General features: G+C 62.0%; 17 protein-coding genes and 2 tRNA genes. 13 read left to right on the top strand and 6 right to left on the bottom strand.

The window, feature by feature from the left end; translation table 11 throughout:
- Positions 1 to 203 precede the first annotated feature (203 nt).
- Positions 204 to 2,678 (top strand): ATP-dependent DNA helicase RecG, encoded by a 2,475-nt coding sequence (recG, locus tag C4S68_RS16715; RefSeq protein WP_235011664.1) that lies wholly within the window; start codon positions 204 to 206, stop codon positions 2,676 to 2,678.
- A gap of 161 nt (positions 2,679 to 2,839) precedes the next feature.
- Here the strand turns inward: recG and C4S68_RS16710 are convergent, their stop codons facing one another.
- Together C4S68_RS16710 and C4S68_RS16705 are read right to left on the bottom strand one after the other, a co-directional pair.
- Positions 2,840 to 3,268, bottom strand: coding sequence for a response regulator (locus tag C4S68_RS16710; protein WP_103934247.1), 429 nt, complete (start codon positions 3,266 to 3,268; stop codon positions 2,840 to 2,842).
- A gap of 712 nt (positions 3,269 to 3,980) precedes the next feature.
- Positions 3,981 to 4,880 carry a PhzF family phenazine biosynthesis protein gene (locus C4S68_RS16705; protein ID WP_103934246.1) on the bottom strand — a complete coding sequence of 300 codons (900 nt, stop codon included), beginning with the start codon at positions 4,878 to 4,880 and terminating at the stop codon, positions 3,981 to 3,983.
- 538 nt (positions 4,881 to 5,418) lie between these two features.
- On the opposite strand from C4S68_RS16705, the gene C4S68_RS16700 reads away from it, so the two are divergent.
- Positions 5,419 to 6,075: a peroxiredoxin gene (locus tag C4S68_RS16700; protein WP_103934245.1), complete on the top strand. Its 657-nt coding sequence runs from the start codon at positions 5,419 to 5,421 to the stop codon at positions 6,073 to 6,075.
- Between the two features lie 95 nt (positions 6,076 to 6,170).
- Positions 6,171 to 6,246: transfer RNA gene (locus C4S68_RS16695), tRNA-Cys, on the top strand.
- Between the two features lie 64 nt (positions 6,247 to 6,310).
- On the opposite strand, the gene C4S68_RS16690 is transcribed toward C4S68_RS16695, so the two are convergent.
- Positions 6,311 to 7,759: a sulfatase-like hydrolase/transferase gene (locus C4S68_RS16690; RefSeq protein WP_103934244.1), complete on the bottom strand. Its 1,449-nt coding sequence runs from the start codon at positions 7,757 to 7,759 to the stop codon at positions 6,311 to 6,313.
- Positions 7,760 to 8,031: 272 nt separating this feature from the next.
- Here C4S68_RS16690 and galK point away from each other — a divergent pair, with 272 nt between their 5' ends.
- The 3 genes from galK to galE are packed head-to-tail and all read left to right on the top strand — an operon-like array spanning position 8,032 to position 11,248.
- A complete protein-coding gene (gene galK, locus C4S68_RS16685; protein WP_235011663.1) occupies positions 8,032 to 9,222 on the top strand; it encodes a galactokinase in 1,191 nt (396 codons plus the stop codon).
- Positions 9,222 to 10,262 (top strand): UDP-glucose--hexose-1-phosphate uridylyltransferase, encoded by a 1,041-nt coding sequence (locus C4S68_RS16680; protein WP_103934494.1) that lies wholly within the window; start codon positions 9,222 to 9,224, stop codon positions 10,260 to 10,262. The genes galK and C4S68_RS16680 overlap by 1 nt, the downstream gene beginning before the upstream one ends.
- A gap of 5 nt (positions 10,263 to 10,267) precedes the next feature.
- Complete coding sequence (gene galE / locus C4S68_RS16675) at positions 10,268 to 11,248, top strand: UDP-glucose 4-epimerase GalE (RefSeq protein ID WP_103934243.1); 981 nt, start codon at positions 10,268 to 10,270, stop codon at positions 11,246 to 11,248.
- Between the two features lie 78 nt (positions 11,249 to 11,326).
- Here the strand turns inward: galE and C4S68_RS16670 are convergent, their stop codons facing one another.
- Positions 11,327 to 13,816 (bottom strand): putative bifunctional diguanylate cyclase/phosphodiesterase, encoded by a 2,490-nt coding sequence (locus C4S68_RS16670; RefSeq protein WP_103934242.1) that lies wholly within the window; start codon positions 13,814 to 13,816, stop codon positions 11,327 to 11,329.
- A 402-nt stretch (positions 13,817 to 14,218) separates the two neighbouring features.
- Between C4S68_RS16670 and C4S68_RS16665 the strand changes: the two genes are divergently transcribed.
- From C4S68_RS16665 to C4S68_RS16655, 3 genes are all read left to right on the top strand, one after another.
- Positions 14,219 to 14,410: a Flp family type IVb pilin gene (locus C4S68_RS16665; protein ID WP_103934241.1), complete on the top strand. Its 192-nt coding sequence runs from the start codon at positions 14,219 to 14,221 to the stop codon at positions 14,408 to 14,410.
- 818 nt (positions 14,411 to 15,228) lie between these two features.
- Complete coding sequence (locus tag C4S68_RS16660; protein ID WP_103934493.1) at positions 15,229 to 15,921, top strand: LuxR C-terminal-related transcriptional regulator; 693 nt, start codon at positions 15,229 to 15,231, stop codon at positions 15,919 to 15,921.
- Between the two features lie 54 nt (positions 15,922 to 15,975).
- Positions 15,976 to 16,052 (top strand) — tRNA-Pro (locus tag C4S68_RS16655).
- A 229-nt stretch (positions 16,053 to 16,281) separates the two neighbouring features.
- On the opposite strand, the gene C4S68_RS16650 is transcribed toward C4S68_RS16655, so the two are convergent.
- Positions 16,282 to 16,758, bottom strand: coding sequence for a winged helix-turn-helix domain-containing protein (locus tag C4S68_RS16650; RefSeq protein WP_160115206.1), 477 nt, complete (start codon positions 16,756 to 16,758; stop codon positions 16,282 to 16,284).
- A 543-nt stretch (positions 16,759 to 17,301) separates the two neighbouring features.
- Complete coding sequence (locus C4S68_RS16645; RefSeq protein WP_103934239.1) at positions 17,302 to 17,910, bottom strand: MFS transporter; 609 nt, start codon at positions 17,908 to 17,910, stop codon at positions 17,302 to 17,304.
- A gap of 302 nt (positions 17,911 to 18,212) precedes the next feature.
- Between C4S68_RS16645 and C4S68_RS16640 the strand changes: the two genes are divergently transcribed.
- The 4 genes from C4S68_RS16640 (at position 18,213) to C4S68_RS16625 (ending at position 25,844) form a co-directional block, all read left to right on the top strand.
- Positions 18,213 to 19,271 (top strand): PHP domain-containing protein, encoded by a 1,059-nt coding sequence (locus C4S68_RS16640; protein WP_103934238.1) that lies wholly within the window; start codon positions 18,213 to 18,215, stop codon positions 19,269 to 19,271.
- On the top strand, positions 19,268 to 20,503 hold the full coding sequence (locus C4S68_RS16635; RefSeq protein ID WP_103934237.1) for a glycosyltransferase: 1,236 nt from the start codon (positions 19,268 to 19,270) through the stop codon (positions 20,501 to 20,503). Before C4S68_RS16640 ends, C4S68_RS16635 begins: the two co-directional genes overlap by 4 nt.
- Before the next feature lie 536 nt (positions 20,504 to 21,039).
- Positions 21,040 to 24,522, top strand: a complete 3,483-nt coding sequence (locus C4S68_RS16630; protein ID WP_103934236.1) for a TonB-dependent receptor — start codon at positions 21,040 to 21,042, stop codon at positions 24,520 to 24,522.
- A 140-nt stretch (positions 24,523 to 24,662) separates the two neighbouring features.
- Positions 24,663 to 25,844 carry a phosphatidylinositol-specific phospholipase C1-like protein gene (locus C4S68_RS16625; protein ID WP_103934235.1) on the top strand — a complete coding sequence of 394 codons (1,182 nt, stop codon included), beginning with the start codon at positions 24,663 to 24,665 and terminating at the stop codon, positions 25,842 to 25,844.
- Positions 25,845 to 25,893: the final 49 nt, after the last annotated feature.

Here is a 25,893-nt window from a genome sequence, read left to right as displayed (position 1 = left end):
AAGCTGGGCGAAATTCAAAGGTTGGGCTGGAACACGCCCTGTCACCATTATCCAACGGGCACGCGCGCCGTGCTTGTGAGCAATGTGAAGACGTTGCCGCCGCAGGCACGGGGGCAACTGCCACAGCGTCGGCTAGTACCATCGAAACCGTGCGGATAGAGCTCTCAACGCCGGTCAAGTTCATCAGGCGGATCGGCGAACGTGTGGCCGGCAGCCTGGCGGAGCGCGGCGTCGAGACGGTCGAGGACCTGCTGTACCACCTTCCTTTCCGCTACGAAGACCGCCTGCATCCACGCCCGCTTTCGAGCTACCAGGTGGGCGACATGGCAACGGTGATCGGCGAGGTGCGCGGGACGGTGCTCCTCAAGACGCGGTCGGGGCAGATCTTCGAGATGACGGTCGGTGTCATTCCGGAGATGAAAGAGAGCCAGATTCGAGATCCGAGAGACGGGATTGGACCCGAACCAGCAGCCGAACCAGCGATGGACGGGCTGCTGAAGCCGCCTCCGGTCTTCGAAACCGTGAAGTGCCTGTGGTTCAACGCGGCCTACCTCAAGGACAAGTTCCACGCGGGGCAGCGGATCGCGCTGTACGGCAAGCTGGATGGCTCGCGCAGCGGCAACGCGCTGAACGCTCCGATGGGCTCGACGCGGTTCAAGATCGTGCAGCCGACCTTCGAGATCCTGCCCGTTGAAGGCGCAACCGGCGAGGACGCCGAGTTCACGATGCTCGAGATGGGCCGGATCGTGCCGGTGTATCACTCGCTGGGGGGAACGACGGCGTGGGGGGCGAAGCTGAGCTCGCGCTGGACACGGCGGGTGATGTGGACGGTGTTTCGTGAGCTTGCTGAGAGCAGCGCCGGGAACGGAAATATCGAAACGCTGCCTGCGGTGCTGCGCGAGCGGCTGGCGATGCCCGGCCGCATGGAATCGCTGGAGTTTCTGCACTTCCCTCCCGCGGGCACGGAGCTGGAGGCGCTGCAGAGCGCGATCACGCCCGCACACCGGCGGTTGATCTTCGAGGAGTTCTTCTACCTTGAGCTGGGCCTGGAACTGAAGCGTCGTCGCATGCGCGAGCGCGAAGGGACTAGCTTCGTCACGGACGACAAGGTGCGCAAGGCGTTGAAGCAGATCCTACCCTTCAAGCCAACGGGAGCGCAGAAGCGGGTGCTCGGCGAGATTGCCGGGGACATGCGCAGCCCGCGGCCGATGCGGCGATTGCTGCAGGGCGATGTCGGCTCGGGCAAGACGATCGTGGCGCTGGAGGCGGCGCTGATCGCCATCGAAAACGGCTACCAGGTCGCGATGATGGCGCCGACGGAGCTCCTGGCGACCCAGCATTATCTGCAGGCGAAGAAGCTGCTGAAGGAGGCGGTCTCGCCGACGACAGGCAAGCCGTATCGGGTGTCGCTGCTCACGGGCTCGCTGGACGAGCGCGAGAAGCGCGAGGTGCGAGGCAGGATCTTTCGCGGCGAGGCGGACCTTTCCATCGGCACCCATGCGCTGGTGGAGGAGAAGGTCGACTTCGCGAAGCTGGGGCTGGTCATCGTCGACGAGCAGCATCGGTTTGGCGTGCAGCAGAGGTTCCGGTTGATGAAAAAGCCAGGCGCGGGCGAAGCTCCCACAGAGCCGGATGTGCTGGTGATGACGGCGACGCCGATCCCGCGCACGCTGGCGCTGACGCTCTACGGTGACCTCGACGTGAGCGTGCTCGACGAGCTGCCGCCAGGGCGTACGCCGATCACAACGCGGCGCTTGCCGGGCGAACGTGCCGGGGAGGTGTGGGAGTTTGTGCGCAAGCAGGTCAAGCAGGGACGCCAGGCCTACATCGTGTACCCCATCATCGAGGGCGAACGCGACGACCAGGCGGAGCTGGACTTTGCTCCGGAGAAAGAAGCTGAAGCTGTAGAGGAGCGAGGAGCGAGCGGGAAGACAGGAGCCAGGAAGGCCGCCGCCGCGAAGAAGGCCGCTAGTGTGAAGGCTGCTGAGGGTAAGGCGACGAAGGTGGTCAAGGGCAAAGGCTCGTCGAAGGCCGCGCCGAAGCAGCCTGCGATGTTTTTGCGCGCGAAGCTTCGCGCCGCTACCGAGATGTTTGAAGAGCTGCAGCAGGGGGCGCTCAGCGGCATGAAGCTGGGGCTGCTGCATGGCCGCATGAGCGCGGACGACAAGGAAGTGACGATGGCCCGGTTCAAGCGCGGCGAGCTCGATGTACTGGTTTCGACCACGGTCATCGAGGTCGGCGTCGACGTGCCCAACGCCACGGTGATGGTCATCGACCACGCGGAGCGGTTTGGGCTGGCGCAGCTGCATCAGCTGCGCGGGCGTGTTGGTCGTGGGGCCAACAAGAGCTATTGCGTACTGATGACCGGCGAGAAGGTGAGCCCCGAGGGCGAAGCACGGCTCGATGCCATGGTGGCCACCGAAAACGGCTTCGAGCTTGCCGAGCTCGACCTGAAGCAGCGGGGGCCGGGTGAGTTCTTCGGCACGCGCCAGGCTGGCATGCCGGAGCTGCGCGTCGCCGACCTTGTCCGGGACCGCGAGATGCTGGAGCTGGCCAAGGTCGAAGCCGCAAGGTTTACCGAAGGCCCCGATCCAGCGATCAGCAAGGCTGAGAAGGACGCGGTGTGGGCGCGGCTGAAGCGGCAGTGGCAGAGGAAGTATGGGCTCGTCGAAGCGTAGCTTCGACGAGGCGCTTCGCGTTAGCGGCTGCGCCTGAGCGCTCCGCGTTGGCCGCTGCGCGGTTAGCACGGCGGAGCGCACAGCACTCTGCCTCGCCCCATGAAAGGAAACTAACGGCGAAGCCGCTAACGCGCAGCGCTAACCGCGCCAGCGGCTCATCCCTAGCTGGCAATCGCGATGTCGTCCAGCACGGCGGGCTGCACGTGCTTCTTGGGGCCGCGTTTGCGGGTGACGAGGATGCGGATGCGATCGAGCATCTCGGCGGGGCTGAAGGCGCCCTTGGGCAGGAAGGCGTCAGCTGCGGAGGCGCGCTCGAAGCTGGTGACGGTGCCGGAGACCAGCAGCGCGGGCAGCATGGGATGCAGCTGCTTGCCGCGGCGTACGACCTCGTTGCCGTCCATCTGGGGCAGGAGGAGGTCGCAGAGGAGGAGATCGATAGAGCCCAGGGGAGCGTCGCGCAGAATCTCGAGGGCCTCATGGCCGGTGGTCACTGCGAGCACGCGGTAGCCGCGGGTTTCCAGCAGGAACTTGCGAATCGAGAGAACTTGCTCATTGTCATCAACGCAGAGAATGGTTTTGCGGGGGCGCATCGTTGTCGTCCTTGTCGCGGCCGTTGGTTGGCGGCGCGCGGTTCCTTGTTGCCGTTGTGCGCAGGTCGCCGTAGCGGGAGGCCTGCGTGGGGCCGGATGGCTGTTTTTGGGCCGAGCGAGGCCGTCAACGCCGTTGTGGCGCTTCGTGGCACGCACCCGGGTAGGGTGTTGAGTTGGCATGAAGCGGCGGGCGGACGAGGTGCAATCGATAAGGCGCGGGGAGCCGTTGGCGCGGTCGCCGCGTTATCGCGATGACCGCACCTACTTTGCTGTTTTTCCACGGGCTGTGGAGGCTGCGGAAGACGTGGAAATCCCGTCCCCGCCGCGCTCCGATTCCCGGGCACACAGCTTGGCTATCCCCTGCCCCACCGTTTGCCGGCGGGCCGGTTCATGTTCGGATCAGACCGGGAGAGGTCAGCGCGTCCTTTCGTCGCGTTGGCCCCACGGAGGAGGTTGGCGCGCTGCAAACGACGCAGTTAGCCGCTCCCGGGCTTCTCCTAAAAATTGTCTGTAAATCAGGCGAAAAACTTAGTCGTCGCCTACCAATCGGTGGCTGACGACTTGGGTGAGCCTAACGGGTAGCAGAGCGTAAAACAACGGCGAAGATAGGACGAAGATGGGGCTATGCATCGATTGCCTTGTGGAGAGCAAATGTGCCAATGCGCGTCAGCGTTGAGGTTTTGAAGTTACAAGGCTGTGAATAACCCTGAGACTATGGCAGGAAAAAGCGTCCCGATGCCACGGGAATGGTGCTGCCTCCCACACGGACATCGCACACCTTGCCCCCCTCAAAGGAGGCACGGACGCGCAACTCGCTCGGACGGTGCATCTCCACTCCCTGGGTAATGGTTACCAACTGGTCAGCAGCGACGAGGCCTTCGCTCACCAGCCACGTGATCGCACAGCCTGCGGCAGAGCCGGTCGCGGGATCTTCCGCGCCATAGAACTGCATGCGAGCGCGCCATTGCGTCGCGTCACCGGTAGGAGCCAGGCAGTAGGCGAACTTCGCGCCCTTGCTCTCAAGCCATGGCGCAGCGGTCTGTTGCGGGACGGCGAGTCGCGAGAGAACCTCCACCGAGCGCAGTGCGACGATGCACTGCGCCATGCCGGTCGTGATGACCTTTGGCGGGTGGCCAGACAGCAGATCGTCCGCGGCGAGGCCCAGGGCATGCGCGGTCTCTGTGGGGTCGAGCGTGGCTACGAAGACCGGATCGTTCTGCCGCATCTCGGCGTTGGTCTTGTGTTGCGTGGAGTCCGCAGCGAAGCGAACGGGAATGCGGCCCGCGGTCAGCGCGAGCGTGATGGTCTCGCTGCCCTTGCGGCGCTCGTCGTTGAGCCAGAGCCACGTTGCGGTGCCCAGCGTAGGATGGCCCGCGAAGGGCAGCTCTTCCTGCGTCGTGAAGATACGCACGCGCACGGCATCGTCGTCTGGGGCACACGCATCGGGGCCGCTGCGAATGACGAAGGTGGTCTCGGAGAGGTTGGTCTCGAGGGCGAGGGCCTGCATCTCTTCGGTGGTCAGATCGCTGCCGTCGTGAAAGACGGCGAGAGGGTTGCCTTCGAGCGCGCGCTCGGCAAAGACGTCGAGGATGGTGTAGTCGAGTGTCGGCATGGGAAGAGAGTAGCGCTTTGCGTTAGCGCTGCGCGATAGAGGCCGCATCGCCGATGCTCTCGAGCCTCACGCTAACGAGCGAAGCTCGCTGACGGCGAAGCCGCTACCCGCGAAGCGGCTAACGGGCTCCGCCCGCTGCCCCCGTTTGACACGTTTCGCCGCTTCGCCGTACCTTGAAGTCACCGCGCGAGAGCCAACCCGCTTTCGTTGCTGAGGCCCAAGCATCAGCCGCGGTACAACTTTGACTGGACCTTCATTGCTCATGACTTTCACTCGCTCCATCACGATGCCCGCCACTCGCTGCTGTCGCTGCGGCGCGATGTGTATGCGCGGGCGGGTGCGTGGATGAGCGAGTCGAGACGATAAAGCGTCAAGAAGCGAACATCAGACCCACCCACCGCACAGGCGAGGGTGGGTCTTCTGCTTTGCGGCAACGCGCAGTACCGCAAGCGAACGGCGTGACGGCCATCACGAGCCACATGAGGCCGCCAGCTCAACATCAGGGAGTACGCTCCCGAGAAAAAGGCAGGCAAACGCAATGTCTCTTCGCATCAATGAGGTTGCTCCGAACTTCACCGCACAGACGACCCAGGGCACCATCGATTTCTATGAGTGGCTGGGCGACAACTGGGGCGTGATCTTCTCGCACCCCAAGGACTTCACCCCGGTGTGCACGACGGAGCTGGGCGCGGTGGGCGCGCTGGAGCAGCAGTTCGCCGCGCGCGGAGCGAAGGTCATCGGACTGAGCCTCGACTCCGCCGACAACCACAGCAAGTGGGCCAAGGACATTGAAGAGGTGACGGGGTCGGCGGTGAACTATCCCGTCATTGCGGATACCGACCTGAACGTCGCGAAGCTGTACCAGATGCTGCCTGCGGACTCCGGCGACAGCTGCGAGGGCCGCACGCCGGCTGACAACGCGACCGTGCGCGTGGTCTATGTGATCGGGCCGGACAAGCGCATCAAGCTCGCGCTGGCGTATCCGATGACGACAGGCCGCAACTTCGACGAGATCATCCGTACGCTGGACTCGATCCAGCTGACGGCGAAGCACAAGGTGGCCACGCCTGCGAACTGGAAGCAGGGCGACGATGTGATCATCACGGCGGCGGTCTCGAACGAAGAGGCAGCGATCAAGTTTCCTGGCTTCAAGACCGTGAAGCCTTACCTGCGCACAACCGCGCAGCCACAGTAAGAACAAGGGTCCAGGGTTTAGGGGCCAGGGTTCAGATGGTTCAGTCTTCTGGACCCTTGGCTCTGGACCCTGTACCCTAGAAGTCTTAGCTTTACGCACCGATGGCGAAGTGGCTAACGCGCTGGTCTGCAAAACCAGTATTCATGGGTTCAAATCCCATTCGGTGCTCCATCATTTGAAGCGAACGGCGCTCCCGCATGGAGCGCCGTTTGTCGTTCTGACAGAGGCATACGCTCTACGGATAAAGCTTCGCGCGCTCGATCTCCGCAGGCTCGCCCGCTTCCTTCATCCTGGCGAGCAGCCGGTCGCGGAGCTCATCCGCCTGCTTGCGGTAGTCGGCGCGGCCAGAGAGGTTGACGAGCTCCGCGGGATCGTTGCGCTGGTCGTACATCTGGTACTCGTGGTAACTCGCTGCTGCGGGCTCCCTGGTGTTGCCGGTGAGGTCAGCGACGCAGTAGGTCCAGTCGGGGGTACGGATGGCGCGGCCGGTCATGGACTCGCTGATCTGAATGTACTGTTCGTTCACCCATGTCTTGCGGGCCTCGGCGCTGGTGACCAGCGGGAGCAGGCTGCGGCCCTTCCAGGATGGCGGCACGGGGACGCCGGCGGCCTCGAGCAGCGTCGGCGCGATGTCGATGATTCCAGCTAGCTGCGAGAGCTCGCGGCCGCCCTCGAAGCCGGGGCCATCGAAGAGCAGCGGCACGCGCAGGGAGCTGTTGTGCGTGGAGCGCTTGTACTCGGCGTTGCGGGTCATGAAGTGGCAACCGTGGTCGGACATGAAGACGAAAAGCGTGTTGTCGGCGAGGTGCTCTTCTTCGAGGATGTGGCGTAAGCGGCCCACGCTGGTGTCGATGGCCTCGCAGCAGCCGTAGTAGTCGGGCAGCTGGGCCTGCCAGGTGCCGGGCAGCGCGCGGAGATCCGGCGGAACGTGCGAGTTCTTGTACCTCTCCCTGGAGCCGTTGGGACCGATGGGCTGGCCCATGTCGTTCTGCTGGTGCGGTTCAAGCTGCGAGAGGAAGAGGAAGAAGGGCTTCTCTTTGGCTTCGGGGCTGCGCAGGAAGCGCTCGGCACGGTCGGTGAGGAAGTCGACGCGGTACTGATCCTTGTAGGAGATGGGCTTGCCATCGCGGTCCCAGATGGTGCCTTCGTAGGGATGTGACGTGTGCTCGAGGGCGTTGGCGCCTTCCCAAAGATCGAGGAAGCCTCCGCGGTCTTCAGGCTTCACGAAGCCGGGGCCGCCGCCATCTTTCTCGCTTTCGATCGCAAGGTGCCACTTGCCGATGAGGTTCGCGGAGTAGCCTGCCTTGCGCAGCTCGCCAGCCAGCGTGGGCAGCGTCTTGTTGAGCGGAAGGCCGTTGTGCCAGACGCCCGCGTCGGTGGCGTAACGGCTGGTGAAGAGCGTGGAGCGCGAAGGTCCGCACACGGGCTGGTTACACACTGTGTGGGTGAAGTTGGTGCCGCGCTCGGCAAGGGCATCGAGGTTGGGTGTACGCACCGAGGCGTTCAGCTTGTTGACGCCGAGGAAGTCCCAACGCCACTGGTCGGCGAGGTACAGGACGATGTTGGGGCGCTTCGTGCGCGGGGGTGGCGCGGCAGATTCCATGTTCATTGCGGCGGTGGTGGCCGCGATGGTGGCGGCTACGGAATGCTTGAGGAACGACCTGCGGCTCTCACCCTGCTTCATGCGCTAAGGGTAGGAAGCGGAGGGGGAGCCGTCAAGCGGCGACCAGTCGGAGTGTCCTGTGCCTGGATAGTACGAATGGACTACCTGCTGACATCCACGCTATCTGTCGGACAGCAATGCAAAGACGTTTCATTCCCGATCAGGCGTGAGCGTGGGCATAATGGTCGGAGACCCTTGAAGCGGTGCGTGGTGAGCAGGTGAAGTGCGAATCGCGTGAGCAGCGGCACGCCATGTCGTCGAGCGGCGAATCGGGGTCACGTGGAGGTCAAGGCTTGTCTGAACCATCAGCGGCGACGCAGAACGCGCTGCAAACCAACGCAAGATCCAAAGCTGGATCATGGAGCGCGCCCGGTCGCGTGAACCTGCTGGGCGAACACACCGATTACACCGGAGGCTTCGTGCTTCCCATGGCGATCAACTTCGCGACCACCGCGACGATCACTCCGGCTGACGACGACCAGTATCACTTCGACAGTGCAAGCTTTCCGGAGCGCCGCACGCAGTCGCGTGACGACCGCAGCCCGAAGCAGGGTGGATGGGCGGACTATCCGACCGGCGTGCTGCGCCAGATGCAGGCGCTGGGCTTGGACATCGCACCGTTCATCCTGCACATCGATGGCAACGTACCGTTGGGAGCGGGTCTGAGTTCGTCGGCTTCGATCGAAGTTGCGACGGCTGTGGCGCTGCTGGGCTTCAGCGGCCACAAGCTTCCCCTGGAAGAGATTGCGGTCCTTTGCCGGCGCGCGGAGAACCAGTACGTCGGCGCGCCTTCGGGCATCATGGATCAGTTTGTGAGCACGGCCGCGAAGGCTGGACATGCCCTGCTGCTGAACACCCGCACGCTGGCCTATGAACACCTGCCCATCGCGACGGGCACGCTCGCGACGACGCGTGTTGTGGTGACGAACTCGATGGTGAAGCACTCCATCGCGAGCGGCGAATACAGCGTTCGTTACCGGCAGGTGATGGACGGGCAGCAGGCGCTGCGTGAGCAGTTCCCCGAGGTCGAGGACCTGGGTGGAGCGACGCTGGAGCAGCTTGCAGCGTGCGAAGACAAGATGTCGACGGAGTCCTACAAGCGCTGCCGGCACATCATCAGCGAGAACGGCCGTGTACGCGAAGCGCGCGTTGCGATGACTGCAGGCGATGCTGCGGCCTTCGGCAAGCTGATGGTGAGTTCGCATGCCAGCCAGCGGGATGACTTTGAATGCAGCGTTGCGGAGACGGACTTCCTTGCGGATACGGCTCTTACGCTGGAAGGCTGTTACGGCGCCCGGCTGACCGGCGGAGGCTTTGGCGGATGCACGGTCAGCCTCGTCGAGGCGAAGAACGTGCCGGCCTTTGTCACCGCACTGCAGGCAGCGTATCGCGAGCGCTTCGGCATTGAGGCGCCGTGCTATGTCTGCGAGGCCGTCGATGGCGCGGTCGCTCGCCATCCTGAAGTTGTGGAGGTTGCGCTGTGATTCCAGAATCTTTTCTGCAGACACCGCACCGGCGGTGGAACGCGCTGAAGCGGGAGTGGGTGCTGGTGTCGCCGCATCGCACCCAAAGGCCATGGCAGGGCCAGACGGAAGATACCGTCAAGCCCGCGGTGCTGAAGTATGACCCGACCTGCTACCTGTGCCCGGGCAACACGCGTGCCGGCGGACACGTTACGCCGAAGTATCCGGGTACGTTTGTCTTCGAGAATGACTTCGCCGCGCTGAAGGACGACGTCGCGCCTGCGAGCTTCGATGATGGCGCTGGCCTGCTGCGGGCTTCGACCGAGCGCGGCGTGTGCCGTGTGTTGTGCTTCGATCCTCGCCATGACCTGACGCTTGCGACGATGAGCGTGCCGGCGATCCGCAACGTCGTCGATATGTGGACCGGGCAGGTACAGGAGCTCGGCGCACGCGAAGAGATCGCGTACGTCGAGGTCTTCGAGAACCGCGGAGCGATGATGGGCGCGAGCAATCCGCATCCGCATGGACAGATCTGGGCGACGGAGCACATCCCCAACGAGCCAGCGCTGGAGCTGGCCTCGCAGAAGGACTACTTCGCACAGCATGGATCACCTCTGCTGATCGACTATCTCGCCAAGGAGTTGAGCGAAGGCGAGCGGATCATCGCAGAGAACGAGACGTGGGTGGCTCTGGTGCCCTTCTGGGCCGTGTGGCCCTTTGAGACCATGCTGGTGCCACGTGCGGCGGTGAGCGGCTTACCTGCCCTGACCGAAGCCCAGCGCGATGGGCTGGCCGCGATTCTGAAGACGGTGACCGCGGGCTACAACCAGGTCTTCGATACGCCGTTCCCGTACTCGATGGGATTTCACGGTGCGCCAACGGACGGAGAAGATCATCCGGAGTGGGTGATGCATGCACACTTCTTCCCGCCGCTGCTGCGTTCAGCCACGGTGCGGAAGTTTATGGTGGGCTTTGAGCTGCTGGGATCGCCCCAGCGAGACATTACTCCAGAGAGCGCAGCAGAGACGCTGCGTCAGGCTGTAAAGAAAGCAGGAGTCTAAGACGCATGAATGTTCTCGTTACCGGCGGAGCAGGTTATATCGGCGGGACTGTCGCCACCATCCTGATGCAGGCGGGCCACAAGGTTACGGTGCTCGACAACCTTTGCCATAGCAAGCGGCATGAAGTACCGGCAGGCGCTACGTTCGTGGAGTGCGACATCGCCGATCGCGAGCGCGTGGAAGCGCTGCTGCGCGAAGAGAAGTTCGACGGAGTGCTGCACTTCGCAGCGCTGATTGAAGCCGGCGATTCGATGAGGAAGCCGGAGGTCTACTTCCGCAATAACACGGCGTCCACGTTGTCGCTGCTGGAAGCGATGCTGGCTACGGGCACCAAGCGGCTGGTGTTCTCTTCAACTGCTGCGGTATATGGCGAGCCAGAGGCAGTGCCGATTCCCGAGGATGCGAAGCTCTTGCCGACGAATCCTTATGGCGAGTCGAAACTCCTGGTCGAGTACATCCTGAAGTGGTTTCACCAGCTGCACGGGCTGCGGTACGCGGCGCTGCGCTACTTCAACGTTGCAGGGGCACTGCCTGGCCGTGGTGAAGCGCACGAGCCGGAGACGCACATCATCCCGCTGGTGCTGGACGCGGCGATGGGACGGCGCGCGAGCATCTCCATCTTCGGCGATGACTATCCTACGCCCGATGGATCGTGCATTCGCGACTACATCAACGTTGCAGATCTTGCCGCAGCTCACATCCTGGCGCTCGAGGCGCTGATGGATGAGGAGAAGCCCGGGAGCATTATCTGCAATCTGGGCAACGGCAGCGGCTTCTCCGTGAAGCAGCTGATCGAAGCGGCAGAGAAGGTCACAGGACGTGCGATTCCTGTAGAGATCAAGCCGCGGCGGGCGGGTGATCCGGCGCGGCTTGTGGCGAGCAGCGAGCGCGCGCATGAGGTGCTGGGATGGAAGCCTGAGGTGCCCGGAATTGCGGACATCCTGGCGAGCGCCTGGGAGTGGCATCAGCAGCGTTATCCGCAGTAGAGCTTCATCAAGCTCCCATGCAAACGCGCCCGAAGAGAAGTTTCTTCGGGCGCGTTACCGTTTGGGGTCTCGATTGGATTACTGCACGCGGAGTGCATCGCTGATGCGGCGGTGCGGGCGACTGTCGTCGTCGCTCGGGGAGTCGTCCTCGACGTTCGTGAACATGCTCTGCACGGTATCTGAGGTAACGGGAAGCCCCTCGATGACGCTGCGCTTGTCTTCGACGGCGAGCCGCTGCTGCTCGGCGACGAAGGCATCGATGCGTTCAACGACCGCGGCGAAGGCCTCGATCGGCACGGCGCGGGCGAAGAGCCAGCCCTGCACCTGATCGCACTTGCGACGGAGCAGGAAGTTCATCTGCGCGGTGGTTTCAACACCTTCGGCAACGACCTCGATATTGAGTCCGTGGGCCATGGCGATGATGGTGCGGACGACAGCGGCAGCGCCTGCGTCCTGCGTGCTGCGATCGATGAAGCAGCGGTCGATCTTGAGTCGGTCGACCTCGTACTGCAGGATGTACGAGAAGCTGGAGAAGCCGGTGCCGAAGTCATCGATGGCGATGGTCACGCCGAGCTCGCGGATCTTGCGCATGGTCTCCATGACGGTGGTGGAGTTGGTCATGAGCATCTGCTCGGTGATCTCGATCTCGAGGCACTTCGCGGGCAATCCGGAGTCGTTGATGGACTCGGTGACAACCTCGATGAGGTTGCGCTGGCTGAATTGCCAGGCCGAGAGGTTGACGGCGACGGTAAGTTCACGTCCCATCTGACGCTGCAGTTTCACAACGTCCTTGCAGGCCTGGCGCATGGACCATTCGCCGATACGGACGAGCAGACCAGCCTTTTCGGCGATGGGGATGAACGTGGTGGGCGGCACAAAGCCGCGGCGCGGGTTGTTCCAGCGCAGCAGCATCTCCATGCCGGTGACCTCACCGTTGGAGCAGCGCACCTGGGGTTGATAGTGGAGCTCTAGCTCGCCGTTCTGCACGGCGTGACGGAGCTCTTCTTCCATCTTGAGGCGGTCGGCAGCTTCGCGCTGCAGATTACCGGTGTAGGCGACGGCCAGGCCGCGACCGCCGGATTTGGCCTCGTGCATCGCGACGTCCGCGTTGCGGAGGAGGGTCTCGCCGTTGTCGCCATCCTCGGGGAAGAGGCAATAGCCGATGGAAGCGTTGACGCGAATCTCCGAGCCACCGACGTTCACCGGCGTGGTGATCTTCTGAATCATGAGGTCGGCACAGCGCGCGGCGTCCGCGCTGTCGCGGAAGTCGGGCATGAGGACGACGAACTCATCGCCGCCAACACGGGCCACAGTGTCCGTGCGGCGCACGGCGGAGAGCAGCTGGCGCGAGAAGAAGCTCAGGACGGCGTCGCCACCGGAGTGGCCGAGTGATTCGTTGATGCGCTTGAAGTGATCGATGCCGACCATGTAGACGGCCATGCGCTGATTGAAGCGGCGGGCACGCTCGATTCCCTGCTCCATGCGGTCGTTCAGCAGCACGCGGTTGGGCAGACCGGTGAGCTGGTCATAGTGCGCCATATGCGTGATGGAATCGGTGAGCTTCTTGCGCTCGGTGATGTCGTAGGCGATGGCGAGGTAGCCGGTGATCTGCTTGTCGGGAGTTTGCAGAGCCATCATGGTGAGGCTGACGCTGGCGCGGGAGCCATCGCGGCGAACGTAGGTCCACTCGCGCGTGTCCTGCTGTCCGTAGCTCGCCCGGGCGATGAGCGACTGGAAGCCCGCGGCGATGGGCTCTTCGAGGTCCCGGCTGAGCTGAATGGTGCGCGCGGAGATCTCCGCGGGGTCGTGCAGCAGCAGCAGCGAGTGCTGGCCGACGAGATCATGCTTGCGGAAGTAGGTCAGCCGTTCGGCCGCCGAGTTCATCGCCATGACGGTGCCGGAGATGTCGGTGGCGATCATGCTGATCGGTGCGCTTTCGATGATGGACTGCGAGAAGGCGCTGAGTTCCTGGAGGCGCGAGGCGGCGACAGCCTCTTCGTTGCTCTGCAGGGTCGAGACTGCGACGCTTCCGCCCAGCGGCGAGATGCGCGTGATGCAGGTGGCCGGCAGGCTGTTGCGCGGCGTGAACGCCATGTCCAGCTCTTCGGCGATGCCAGTGACGGCGACACGCGACCATGCACCCACCACTTCGGAACGGGCTGAGTCCGGAATGATGACGGAGGTTGACTGGCCCACGAGGTCGAGGCGGGAGCGGCCGAAGAGCTCCTCGGCCTTGCGGTTGGCGTAGGTGATGCGGAAGTCGACGACGCGGCCGGAGCTGTCGCACATCGGCTTGCAGATATAAAAGGCTCCCTGGCTGTTTTCAGCGACGGCCTTGAAGAGCGTGCGTTCGCGCTTGGCAAGCCGCAGGGCACGCAGCACCTTGCGGGAGTGCAGGTAAGCGATCTGTCCGGAGCAAAGCATCGCGAGGGCGATGAGCAGCGAGAGGATAAGGAATTCAGTCCACCCCGACCCTGGCCGCAGGTAGAGGAGGAGGAAAGCCATCATCAGAAAGCCGGAGGCGAGCAACAGCTTGCGCCTGGCGGAGGTTCGCGAGATGACGGTCATGATGACATGGCTCCTGTCTGTACCGTGCGATCTCCCCAAAGCTCCGGGAGAGGCAGTTCTGATCTACCGGGGGCCGGGCACAAATCGGCCGGTTGCGGTAGTTGCAGCTTCGAGTTTCCGTGACATGAGGAGTCCAAACAATGGCGCGTTGGTGGTAGCGTTTCACCCCTTGAGCATGGCCCAAGAACCTTTGTTCTGGGCTATTTCGACAGGGTGCTGAACGATTCCCGCGAGTGGCCGAGAGGGTTACGAAAGCTCCTATACTCCGCAAAGGTGGTATTACCTCTGTCGCAATATCGTCGTACTTGGGCCGTGCCGTCGGGTCCTCCGGTCGTACTTTGAGGCTGTACGAGGTTGTACGAAGGGCCTCGACAGACTCGAAGCTGATTGGGAGATGAACTCATGGCACAGCGAATCGCATTCCTCCGGGACCTTTGGAATCAGGAATCCGGGCAGGATCTGATTGAATACGCACTCATCGGAGCTCTGGTAGCCCTGACTACCATTGCTGCGATGTCTTCACTGGCCAACAACATCGCCAACAGCTTCAGCTCGGCCGGATCGCAGCTGGACAGCGCGATTCCGTCCAGTTAGCTCTTCGTCCGAGTAAGGAGGGGGGGAGTGATGCACCTCGGGGGCCGACAGAGGGGTACTGTCGACGGTCACTCTCTCCGCTTCTTGCCGCGTTCAAAGCGGAGAATTGTATTTCGGCTCGCCTGGCATCCTGGCTAAGATTCCGGCCAAGTTGCTTCGGGAGCCGTTTGGCTTTAAGCGCTTGATCTGATTGGGGGAAGTTCCGGGTGGAGTTGCGGGAGCCTGTGGCACAGGAATGCCAGTCACAGCGGAGCTTGATCTCAGACGCTGCCCGTGCTATGCCGTAGGCACGGAGTTGCCGGGCCCCAGCGAAGCCAACGGCAATCGTCTTAGCGACTGGGCATCCAGTTGACGCTGATGGCAACTGCGGTCGCTACGAAGGCGACGAGAATGGTGCGGCAGATGAACTCCATGGCGGTATCTCCCTGGAATCGCATAGCCGTCGGCTGAGGCAGCTGCCTGGCGCCGCGGAGCCTGTCCGCGAGTTGCGATCCGAGTGCAGAGTATCGCCGCGTCCGGTCAGCAGGAATCCCCCGACGGTGGGTACTGCGGGGATACCGCTACAACGAACGTGGTATCGCGTTGGAAGGAGCGTGCCACATCCGGATGATGCCAGGAATGAGTGCAGGGATGCCTGCAAAATGCGGGTATTTACGCGGGTTCCATAGCCCTTCTGCGGGAGGTAATGAAAACAAACGCTCTGCTAGACTTGAACCTCGTGAAGGCGTCATTCGCCCTCGCCACCGGGATTGAAGGCCAAGTACGGGGCCGCGCACCGGATCAACGAGGACGCGGAGGACGGCGGTAGCCCGGAACGCATGAGCCAGAAGATCATCATCGCCGACAACTACGCTGTATTTCGCGCCGGGACGGCGAGGTTCGTCGTGGTCGAGGACGACTTCAATATCGTCGGCCAGTGCGATGACCTTCAACGACTCTACAAGGCCTCCGAGACTGCGTTGGGAGCCATCGTCATCTTCGCCGGTTCCCTCGACGCCGACCTGGACGAGCTGATGGCGAAGGCGAAGGTGAACAACACCCGCTACGTGGTGATCCTGGAGAAGGCGGACAGCCCGGCCAACTACCTTAAGAAGAATGTGCAGGGGATCCTGTACCGCGATGTGAGCCGCGCCGAGATGCTGAAGTGCCTGCGCACCGTGGCGCGCGGCGGCCAATACGTGATGGAGGCTGCGCACGCCGCTTCTGCCCGCTTCGAGACCGACATGGTGGGAGAGCGCGCCCGCGCAAGGCTCTCGGCGAAAGAGCTCAAGATCATTGGTCTGATCGTGCAGGGCTACAAGAACAAGGACATTGCGAAAGAGCTGAACAACAGCGAGCAGGTCATCAAGAACTACCTGCGGTCAATCTTCGACAAGACGGGTGTTGGAGATCGCCTGGAGCTGGCGCTGTTTACAATCCACCATCGGGTCCTGCTGGACGCCGTGGGCGGAACCGGCAGCAAGATCGTCGGGAACCCACCGGGACTGCTGCCACAAAGCAGCGAGGCCTGAGACCATGCACGCGGTGTCGAAACTCGCGTCCGTGGATGCGATAATTAGTTACGTCGGGGCGTAGCGCAGCCTGGTAGCGCATCTGCTTTGGGAGCAGAGGGTCGGGGGTTCGAATCCCTCCGCCCCGACCATCAAACTAGACTGGACGGTCCTGCGGGGCGGGTCCTGTTTTTCCTGGATGTACGGCGGGATCGTTCTTACTCCTGAGACTGCTGCTCTCGACCGTCACCTGAGCGAACCACGAAAATGCTGAGATAGACCAGGAGATGTCGGCTGGCGCCGTTCGCGCTGCAGCCGGCGTATGCATTTAGGGCATGAGGGAGTTCATGATCCGCTGGAGACCAAGACGGCGTGAATCAACTATCCCCGCGAACTCGGCTTCCGGAAAGCACTCCAAATCGCAGATATATAACTTCTTACGCTGTTAGATAAGCGATTTGCGAAGCGTTGACGGAGTCTGTCCCCGAGCGGAGAGCCCGAGTTGACGACGGGCTTACCGGTAGAGTCGAACGCCCGCACCGGTGCGACAAACCGATAGCCAACGCCGGACACTGTCTCGAGATAAATGGGGTTGGTGGCATCATCTCCGAGCGTGTAACGGAGACGATTGATCGCCGTATTCAAGCCACTGGGCACATCGAGATTCGAGGTGTCGGCCCAAAGACAGCTTGCGATCCTGGCGCGTGGAATCAGATCGCCGGGATGTTCCAGAAACTGAATCAGAAGGCCCATCTGCGCCTTAGAGATGCGGACACGCAAGCCGTGCTTTCGCAACTCCCGCCGGGCGGTGGAGAGCTCGAAGTCATAGAACTGATAGATCACTTCCCGAGCAGCCATCGAACCACCGAAGGAATTGTCACGCAACGCACTGCCCGGTGTCATTTTATGGAATCCGCAACCAAGAAGTTGCGGTTACGATCCAACCCAAATGCGGCTTTGCGCGATTACGAGGTCGGGCAGAAAGGTCGATTTCGTTCACGAATAGAATTTACGCATCGCCTGTATTCATTTGTAAATAAACAGTTTATATCGTTAGATTCAAAGAGGGTCTGGGTTTCATGGACTGAGAGCGGATCCGTAGTCTCCCGGGTCAGTCCTCTGCTGTTCCGTGGCAGCGGAAAACTCTTCAGCCGTCCGCTCTACGGGCGGAACGCCGAATTCCGCGGCGATGGCAGCGACCAACCGGAATTTTCCATTTGGCTTCCGACGGCAGGGTCGTCACCCTGAGGATCGGGATACGAACGGACCGAGATGGCTGATGAACGCCGACGAGATCGGAAGTATCGTGCGAAGGTGCCTGGCAGCACAACGATGGGGGGCAAGCTTCTGTCCGGCGGCGGCTGCTCTGCTGGGCGTCACGCTGGTCAGGACGAGAGTCGCCTAGACCGCGCCACCAGGCTCGATCTGTTGCGTAGAGGGATCGGGTATCGTTGACCCGCGAATCCTTCGAAGCGCGAATCGGAAGGGCGCGATCACGAAGCCCAGGATGAGTCGCGGAAGGTGACGAAGATCTGAGAGCAGGCCTGAAGAATCGGGCCCTACCATCAACGCTCCATTTCTCATCGCGTACCAGTTGAAGAGCGTTGAGATGCCGCTGACGCAGAGCGAGATGATGGCGGCGGTACGAAGGTGCGGTGTCCCGCGCAGGCGATGGATGGTGTATTCGATCGCCTGGACGCAACCGGGGAAGACGAGCGAGAGGAGCACCCCGGTGGCCCACAGGGGTTCGGCACGCCGGAGCGTCTGGACCAGGGCGTTGTAGAGTCCGACGCCGAGTGCGCAGATCAAGGTCTCGGCCAGTAAGGCGCCAAACGCCGCACCGAAGCCCTTGGAGAGAGCAGCGCCGAAGAAGATGGGTCCGCGCAGGGTGATGCTGAGCAGAGCAGACTTCCAGTTCCAGACGGAGAACAACGTCTGCGGCCGGCGGATGAGCGCGCCCAGCAAGGTCAGGAGGTGCGGACGAGGCTCCTCGCCAGTCAGTCGTTCCATGGGTGCGGCCTCAGGATGCATCGCATTGCGGTCAGTATAGGAACCCGAGTGGAAGAACCCGATGAAGTTCCTGCGAATGCATATTCACAAACATACGCGCGGGCATAACCCTCTCTTAACAGAGCTATGGGAGTTTCGAATGCGAGAACCTCCAAGGTTCCGGCGAGCGCTTTACTACCCGGACGAGGAGAGGAGCAAGTGTGGATCGCAGAGTAAGCTGCCTTTGGAAAGAACCAAGTGCCGTTGAATCCTATGCAACCGGGATCTCACTGCACAGCCACACGAACTACTCACAAGAGAGCTTGTCGTTCATTGGCGACTTCTTCAAGCGGAATGCCATGCTCAATCGCTGGCTTCGCACGCAGAACGAGTATGCAGTACGGGTAAGCGCCAACCCTTTGAACCTGGACAAGGCATACTGGACGCCGCCGTTAACGCCCATGGCGGCGTTTCGGGTGGAGTCCCTGCAGATCGAGCGGGAGCTCGGCCTGCGCAGCCTGGTATCGATCTCCGACCATGACACGATCGGAGCACCGATGGCGCTTCGGGTCCTGCCCGAGACGCGCCATGTGCCGATCTCAGTCGAGTGGACCGTGCCCTTTGGCGATGCCGTGTTTCACATGGGCATCCACAATCTGCCGGCCTTCGCGGCTGAATCGATGATGGAAAACTTTCGCGAATACACGAAGTCTCCAAGACGCGAGCGGCTTACCGAACTGTTGGAATGGCTGGATGCACAGCGTGACGTTCTGGTGGTGCTGAATCATCCCTATTGGGATCTCGCGCACATTGGCAGCGACCTGCATGAGAAGGCGCTGCACGCGCTGCTGGCCGAGGAAGGCGAATGCATCCACGCACTCGAACTCAGCGGCATTCGCAGCTGGGAGGAAAATCAGTCGGTGCGCCGTTTGGCCGAGGGCTTCAACCAGATGCTGATCTCCGGTGGCGACCGCCATGGCTCTGAGCCGAACGCGACGCTGAACCTGAGCTCGTGCACGAGCTTCGACGAATTTGTGAACGAGATCCGACGCGATCGGCAGAGCCATGTGCTCTTCATGCCGCAGTATCGCGAGTCCAACACGCTGCGAGTGCTGCATACGCTGCGTGCGGTGACGCGTGAGTACAGCGAGTTTCCGGTTGGATCGCAGCGCTGGGATGAGCGCGTCTTCCACTGCGATCGCTCAGGGGAGATGCAGCCCATCGCACACCTTTGGAGCAAGCCGCCGATTTATATCAAGGCATTTTTCGCCCTGCTTGCCCTGCTCGACGTGGGCCCTGTCGATCAGACTCTCCGTGTCGCGCTGCGCCAGCCGGACCGCTTCAGCGCGCCGCTGGAGGGAGGCGAGGGAGCTGGCCGATGAGTGAACGACCGCTTCGCGTTGCGTTCTTCCCGGACACGTTCGATGAGGTTGACGGCGTTGCGAACACCAGCCGTCAGTTTGAAGCCTTCGCGCACCGGCGAGCACTTCCCTTTCTTACGATCCACGGCGGCCATGTTCCTGCGACCAACACACAGGGCGCGACGGAACGTGTGACGCTGTCGCGGGGTAGCCTGGGCTTTGCGCTCGACAAGCAGCACAGCTTCGACCTGGGCTTTCTCCGCTACCTGCAGCCGATCGAAGCGAAGGTCGAGGCATTCCAGGCAGACATTGTTCACATCACGGGGCCCAGCGATGCGGGGCTGCTCGGCATGCTGGTTGCACATCGGCTGGGTATACCGTTGGCTGCCTCGTGGCACACGAATCTGCATCAGTACGCGGAGCAACGATCTGCGGGACTGCGCGAGTTGCTTCCAGCCGTGCTGCGAGAGCGCGTTGGTAGCGTGATTCGCGACGCAAGCCTCTTTGCGTTGATGCGGTTTTACAGCGTAGGGCATATGCTCTTTGCGCCGAACGCGGAGCTCTGCCGACTCGTCGAGCAAGGCACGAACAAGCCTGCCGCACTGATGCAACGGGGCGTGGACACGGAGCTCTTCCATCCGCGACGGCGCACGCGGACGGACAGCGAATTTGTCGTGGGTTTCGTGGGACGGCTTAGCCCGGAGAAGAGCGTCCATGATCTTGCCACGCTCGAGCGTTCGCTCGTGCAGGCCGGGGTGTCGAACGTACGATTCGTCATCGTAGGCCAGGGCTCCGAAGAGACCTGGCTGCGGGAGAACATGCAGCGGGCAGAGTTGCCCGGGGTGCTTCGCGGCGACGCCCTGGCTGCAGCGTTCGCCAACATGGATGCCTTTGTCTTTCCGTCTCGCACGGATACCTTTGGCAACGTCGTTCTGGAGGCACTTGCGTCCGGCGTCCCGGCGATTGTGACGGATCGTGGCGGGCCTCGCTACCTGGTGCGTGACGGGGAGACGGGGTATATCGCGCGTGATGTAGAGCAACTGACAAGAGGCGTGTTGCGGCTCGCGCAGGATCCTGAGCTCCGCGAACGTATGGCTCTCGCGGCACGGGAGCATGCAATGAAGGCATCGTGGGACGCGGTCTTCGAGCAGGTGTATGCAGCGTACGATCATGGACTCCGCGAGGCAGCGCAGCACGGACGCCGTGTGCCGGCGAAGATGCGTCGCGGTGTTGTGGTGAGCACGGCAGGCTGACCCCACACTATCTCCATGCGCGAAGATCGGCGAAGCGCATTCCATCACATGAGGAGATCCCTCTGTCCTTCTTCGCCTGTGAAGAGGTCAGTGGAATCCTGCCTGCACGATGTGGATTTCGTGGATCGAACCAGTACGGTTTAACCGCACGTTCGCAATGCAAGGTACATATATCAGCGATGCTTAACGCACGCCACGTTGGAAGGGAATCTCTCGGTTTTCGCAGCGGAGATCGCGTGCGCCGCTTTTCGGGTGTACGTAACCGCAGCAAGGGGAGATGCGATTTCGGTGGGCGGCTCCTGTCTGACCGCCAGTCCCTGCTGAGTTTCGAAGGGGGGCACTGGACAGGTGAAGTTACGTTAGCGGTAAAGAAAAAAGAAAAAGCTGTTGACACGCCTTGCGACGAGTATTTAGTGTTGCGGCCCGTTCCAGAAGAACCATTTCATGCCGCGCTGGCGAAACTTCGCCAGCACACCGGCACGGACCCAAGAGACACCATCAAGCACTTTCATTTGTTTCACTTAGGAGAGAAGATTATGAGGCTACTGAACGCGATTGCAGGGCGTAAGAATGCGCTCTGCCTGCTCGCTCTGTCTGCCGCCTTGCTGCTGGCGCCACATGCGAACGCACAGTTCGGTTCGTCGTCAGTTCTGGGCTACGTTCACGATAACTCTGGAGCTGTCGTTCCCGGAGCCAAGGTTCGTTTGACCAATGTCGCCACCAACGTCGTAGTTACAGTGGTCTCGGACAAAGAAGGCAAGTTCGAGTTTGATTCGGTGCCGATCGGCAACTACCGCGTGACGACCGAAGCTTCCGGCTTCGCCACGGAGCAGACGGAAGTCTTCAACGTTGCGACGGATGCCCGTCAGCGCGTTGAGGTCGCCCTGAAGGCTGGCGCCAACGAGACGGTCGAGGTGACCGGTGCGGCGCAGTTGCTCGAGACCGACACCAGCTCGCGCAGCCAGGTGATCGGCACCCGTGAGGTCGAGAACCTGCCGCTGAATGGCCGTGACTATGGCGATCTGGTGCTGCTGGCGCCGGGAACCCGCAAGTCGATCCTTGAGAACCAGACGGCCTCCAGCCGCGCTGACTCGTACAACATCAACGGCCAGCGTTCGGAGTTCAACGAGTTCATCCTGGACGGCCTGGAAAACTCGAACTACGGCACCTCGAACCAGGGCTTTGAGAATGAGAACATCACGCCTTCGCCAGACGCGGTGAGCGAGTTCCGCCTCGAGACCAACAACTACTCAGCGGAGTACGGACGCATGCCGGGCGCGGTGATCAACGTGCAGACCCGCAGCGGCACCAACCAGTACCACGGCCATGCGTGGGACTACGTCCGCAACACCGACCTGAACGCCGTTGGTCCGATCGAGCCCATCACCAACCAGAAGCCGAAGCTGATCCGCAACCAGTTTGGCGCGACCGTGGGCGGACCGGTCCTGAAGGACAAGGTCTTCTTCTTCGCCGACTACGAAGGTCTGCGGCAGATCTTCAACTACCAGCTGGCGCCGGTGACTCTGCCGAGTGCACAGCAGCGCCTTGGCCACTTCTTCTACAACAACGATCCGACCAAGCCGATTCCGTTGTACAACCCAATCACGGGCGTTTCGTACACCAGCGGCGATATCTCATCAGGCGCGACTCCGTTTGCGCTTGGGGTGCTGGCGGCTCTGCCTGCGGACAATGTGACTACGGACCTGACCAACCCAGCTGCGTATACGAACAACTACTCGAACGCGCCGCGCGGCACGATCAACGACGACAAGGGTGACATCCGCGTCGACCAGCACTACGGCAAGTGGCAGCTCTTTAGCCGCTATACCGAGCACCAGGGCTACATCTTCGATCCTCCGACGGTTGGCGGCCCTGCCGGTGGCAATGCAAACTCCAACGTCTACATCAAGAACCGCCAGGTGGCGGGTGGCGCGACCTGGCTTCTGAGCTCGAACAAGTCGCTGGACATTCGCTTCGCGTGGACGGCCAACAAGGGTGGCAAGACTCCGTATACGCAGGGTCAGGCATCGCTGCTGACGAAGTACGGCATCACCGATGGTCTGCCGACCGATCCCTCGATCGTTCGTTCGCTGAATGGTCAATCGATCAGCGGATTTACGCAGCTGGGCAACCAGACCTCCAGCCCGCAGTTCCAGTGGCCGACGATCTTCAACCCGAAGATCAACTACAGCTGGGTCCGCGGCCGTCACTCGATGAAGTTTGGTTATGAGCAGCAGATCATCCACACAGAAGTGAACGACTTCAACCCCAGCTACGGCCAGGACAACTACGCCAGCAAGTTCGCGGCGGGGACGTTTGTGGCCTGCAGCGTGAACCCTGCACCGCCCTGCCTGCCGGCTCTTTCCACGGACACGCAGATTGCGCAGGCGCAGGAGGTTGCGGACTTCCTCTTCGGCAACCGCAGCTCCTACTCACTGACGAATTACACGATCGTCAACCTCCGCCAGCGTTACTTCGCGGGCTACTTCCAGGATGACTTCGCCATCTCTCCGAAGCTGACCGTCAACGCCGGTCTGCGCTACGAGATCATGACTCCGCAGTGGGAGCGTGACAATAAGCTGGCGAACTTCAACCCCGCGACCAGCAGCATCATCCAGGCCTCGAGCGGCAGCATCTACAACCGCGCGCTGGTGCATGTTCCAACGAAGAACTTCGCTCCACGCCTCGGATTCTCGTACGCGGCTGATCCGAAGACGGCCATTCGCGCAGGCTACGGTCTCGTGTACGTGCAATACAACCGCGAAGGTGGCGAGAACAACCTCACCTACAACGGACCGAACGTCGTCAACGCGGCGATCAATAACCCCAACCCGAACGTGACTCCGATCGGATCGAATCTCTGCACCAACGACACGCAGAACCAGGCTCTGTGCTTCCGCCAGACGCAGCAGGGTTATGCCAATGGCCTTACCAGCTCGGCGAACTTCAATCCGCTGCTGGTGAATACCCGCTACATCCCCGCGAACTTCACCACCGGCTACGTGCAGAGCTACTTCCTCGGCATCCAGCGCACGCTGCCCAGCAACATCCTGCTGGACGTGGCGTACGTTGGCAACGTCGGCCGCCACATCCAGGTGCTGGCTGACTACAACCAGGCGACACCTTGCCTTGCGGCGACGCTGTCGGGTTGCGCCAGCTACCAGTCGCGGCGCCCGGTGCCGACCTTCGGCGACATCGAAGTCTCGCTGCCGATCGGCACTGCCAGCTACAACTCGCTCCAGGTGAAGTTGGAGAAGCGTGTCGGGGCCCTGTACATCCTCAACTCCTTCACCTACGGCCGCGCCTTCGATATCGCCTCGGGTCACTTGGAGACAACCGATGGCGACAACTCCCGCGTGAACATTGCCAACCCCCGTGGCGACTACGGTCCGTCCAGCTATGACCAGCCGATCGACAACACCACGTCGCTCGTGTGGGATCTGCCGTACGGCAAGGGCCAGCGCTACGGCAAGGATGCCAACGGCTTCCTGCAGCAGGCGTTTGGTGGCTGGCAGCTGACGATGATCAACACGATGACCAGCGGACTTCCGCTGAACATCACCTACTCCAGCTCCACGACGAATGGCACGACGGGCATGCTGTACACGTCGGACCTGGTCACGCTCCGTCCGCAGCACCTCACCGGCACACCACTGAAGAACGGCAAGTCGTCGTGGGCGAAGGCGACTAAGTATGCTGGGCTCACGAACTACCTTCCGCTCTCGAGCTACGCTCTGCCGTCCTACGCGAACTATGGCAACACGTCTGCTTATGGCAACGTGTCGCGTAACATCGTTCGCGGCTTCGGCTACTACGATACGGACTTCGGTCTGCACAAGCAGTTCGGCCTGGGCGTGGAGCATGTCAAGTTGGACTTCCGCGCTGAAGTCTTCAACGCGTTCAACGTCACAAACTGGCAGGCGCCGGATACTGCCATCACCGATGGGTCGTCGTTCGGCAGCATCACGAGCAACTTCCCCGCACGTCAGATGCAGTTCGCCGGCAAGATCATCTTCTAGACGATCTTTCGCGAACCGCATGGCGTGTTCATTCGCGGCGAGGAGCGCAGAACAGGCTCCTCGCCGTTTTCTTTGGTTGAATGGAAGCGTCCGCGAGGGAGCGGGCGAAGGAGAATCAAGTGGGATTGCACCGGAAAGCTATGGGAACGATCGCGGGACTGGCACTGGCGATGGGTAGTGTGGGAGTCCAGGCCCAGTCGATGGCGTCGCAGGACAAGGTCGTGCACCTGAACCAGATCCAGGTGATCGGTTCGCACAACAGCTATGACCTGGGATTCGCACCGAGCGAAGAGGCGTGGATGAAGAAGGTCAACCCGAAGGGTTTCGAGGCCTTGGACTATGCGCACAAGACGCTGACGCACCAGCTGGACGGTGGCGTGCGGCAGCTGGAGATCGACATCGTGCAGGATGCGAAGGGAGGGCGGTTTGCGCACCCGAAGATCGTCGAGATCACCAAGCAGGCTGGGTTGCCGGCGGACCCTGACTTCGATCCGCAGCATGAGATGGATAAGCCAGGGATGAAGGTGATCCACATCCAGGACGTGAGCGAGCGCAGCTCCTGCCATCTGCTGACAACGTGCCTGACGGAGGTACGTGCGTGGTCCAAGGCGCACCCGAAGCATGTTCCGCTGTTCCTGTTGATCGAGACCAAGCACGGAGCGGTGAAGGAGATTCCTGGCAGCGTGTACGCGGAGGACTTTACGCCTGCGGCCTTCGATGCTCTGGATGCGGAGATTCGTTCGGTGTTTCCGGCCGACGAGATCATTCTTCCCGACGCGGTGCGGGGGAGTTATCCGACGCTGAATGCGGCGATCAAAGCCGGGCATTGGCCGACACTGGCGGAGAGCCGGGGCAAGGTGATCTTCCTGATGGACCAGCGGCCGATGGAGAGCGTGTACACCGAAGGGCATCCGTCGCTGAAGGGTCGCGTGCTGTTCACGAATGCGGTTCCGGGCGAACCGGATGCGGCGTTCACGGAAGAGAACGCGGGGACGAAGGAGCGGATCGATGGCTTGGTGCGCGAGGGATACCTGGTGCGTGCGCGGGCCGATGACAGCACCGTCGCCGCGCGGACCAACGACACGACACGCCGCGACGAGCTGCTCGACAGCGGAGCGCAGATGATCTCAACCGACTATCCGTTGTCGGAGCCATCGCGCTGGACGGGGTACTCGGTGGGCTTCAGCAATGGACTGCCTGCCCGGTGTAATCTTCTCAACGCGCCGAAGGGCTGCAACGACTTGCTACTGGAACCCGGAACGCAGAGCGGAGGCAAGCCTTCGCCCGTGCACCATCTGACAGCGGCCTCCGAGAACAAGTAGCTCGATGCGACACCACAATCGCCGCGGATGCCACGCATCCGCGGCGCTG

This window comes from Bryocella elongata (assembly GCF_900108185.1).
GTDB classification, from domain to species: Bacteria; Acidobacteriota; Terriglobia; order Terriglobales; family Acidobacteriaceae; genus Granulicella; species Granulicella elongata.
Note: the sequence above shows the minus strand (reverse complement) of the source record. Positions and strands in the feature narration are given on the sequence as shown.

Coding starts and splice junctions, on each gene's coding strand:
- C4S68_RS16710 (WP_103934247.1), bottom strand. CDS start 3,268: ATGCGCCCCCGCAAAACCATTCTCTGCGTTGATGACAATGAGCAAGTT.
- C4S68_RS16705 (WP_103934246.1), bottom strand. CDS start 4,880: ATGCCGACACTCGACTACACCATCCTCGACGTCTTTGCCGAGCGCGCG.
- C4S68_RS16700 (WP_103934245.1), top strand. CDS start 5,419: ATGTCTCTTCGCATCAATGAGGTTGCTCCGAACTTCACCGCACAGACG.
- C4S68_RS16690 (WP_103934244.1), bottom strand. CDS start 7,759: ATGAAGCAGGGTGAGAGCCGCAGGTCGTTCCTCAAGCATTCCGTAGCC.
- galE (WP_103934243.1), top strand. CDS start 10,268: ATGAATGTTCTCGTTACCGGCGGAGCAGGTTATATCGGCGGGACTGTC.
- C4S68_RS16670 (WP_103934242.1), bottom strand. CDS start 13,816: ATGACCGTCATCTCGCGAACCTCCGCCAGGCGCAAGCTGTTGCTCGCC.
- C4S68_RS16665 (WP_103934241.1), top strand. CDS start 14,219: ATGGCACAGCGAATCGCATTCCTCCGGGACCTTTGGAATCAGGAATCC.
- C4S68_RS16660 (WP_103934493.1), top strand. CDS start 15,229: ATGAGCCAGAAGATCATCATCGCCGACAACTACGCTGTATTTCGCGCC.
- C4S68_RS16650 (WP_160115206.1), bottom strand. CDS start 16,758: ATGGCTGCTCGGGAAGTGATCTATCAGTTCTATGACTTCGAGCTCTCC.
- C4S68_RS16645 (WP_103934239.1), bottom strand. CDS start 17,910: ATGGAACGACTGACTGGCGAGGAGCCTCGTCCGCACCTCCTGACCTTG.
- C4S68_RS16635 (WP_103934237.1), top strand. CDS start 19,268: ATGAGTGAACGACCGCTTCGCGTTGCGTTCTTCCCGGACACGTTCGAT.
- C4S68_RS16630 (WP_103934236.1), top strand. CDS start 21,040: ATGAGGCTACTGAACGCGATTGCAGGGCGTAAGAATGCGCTCTGCCTG.
- C4S68_RS16625 (WP_103934235.1), top strand. CDS start 24,663: ATGGGAACGATCGCGGGACTGGCACTGGCGATGGGTAGTGTGGGAGTC.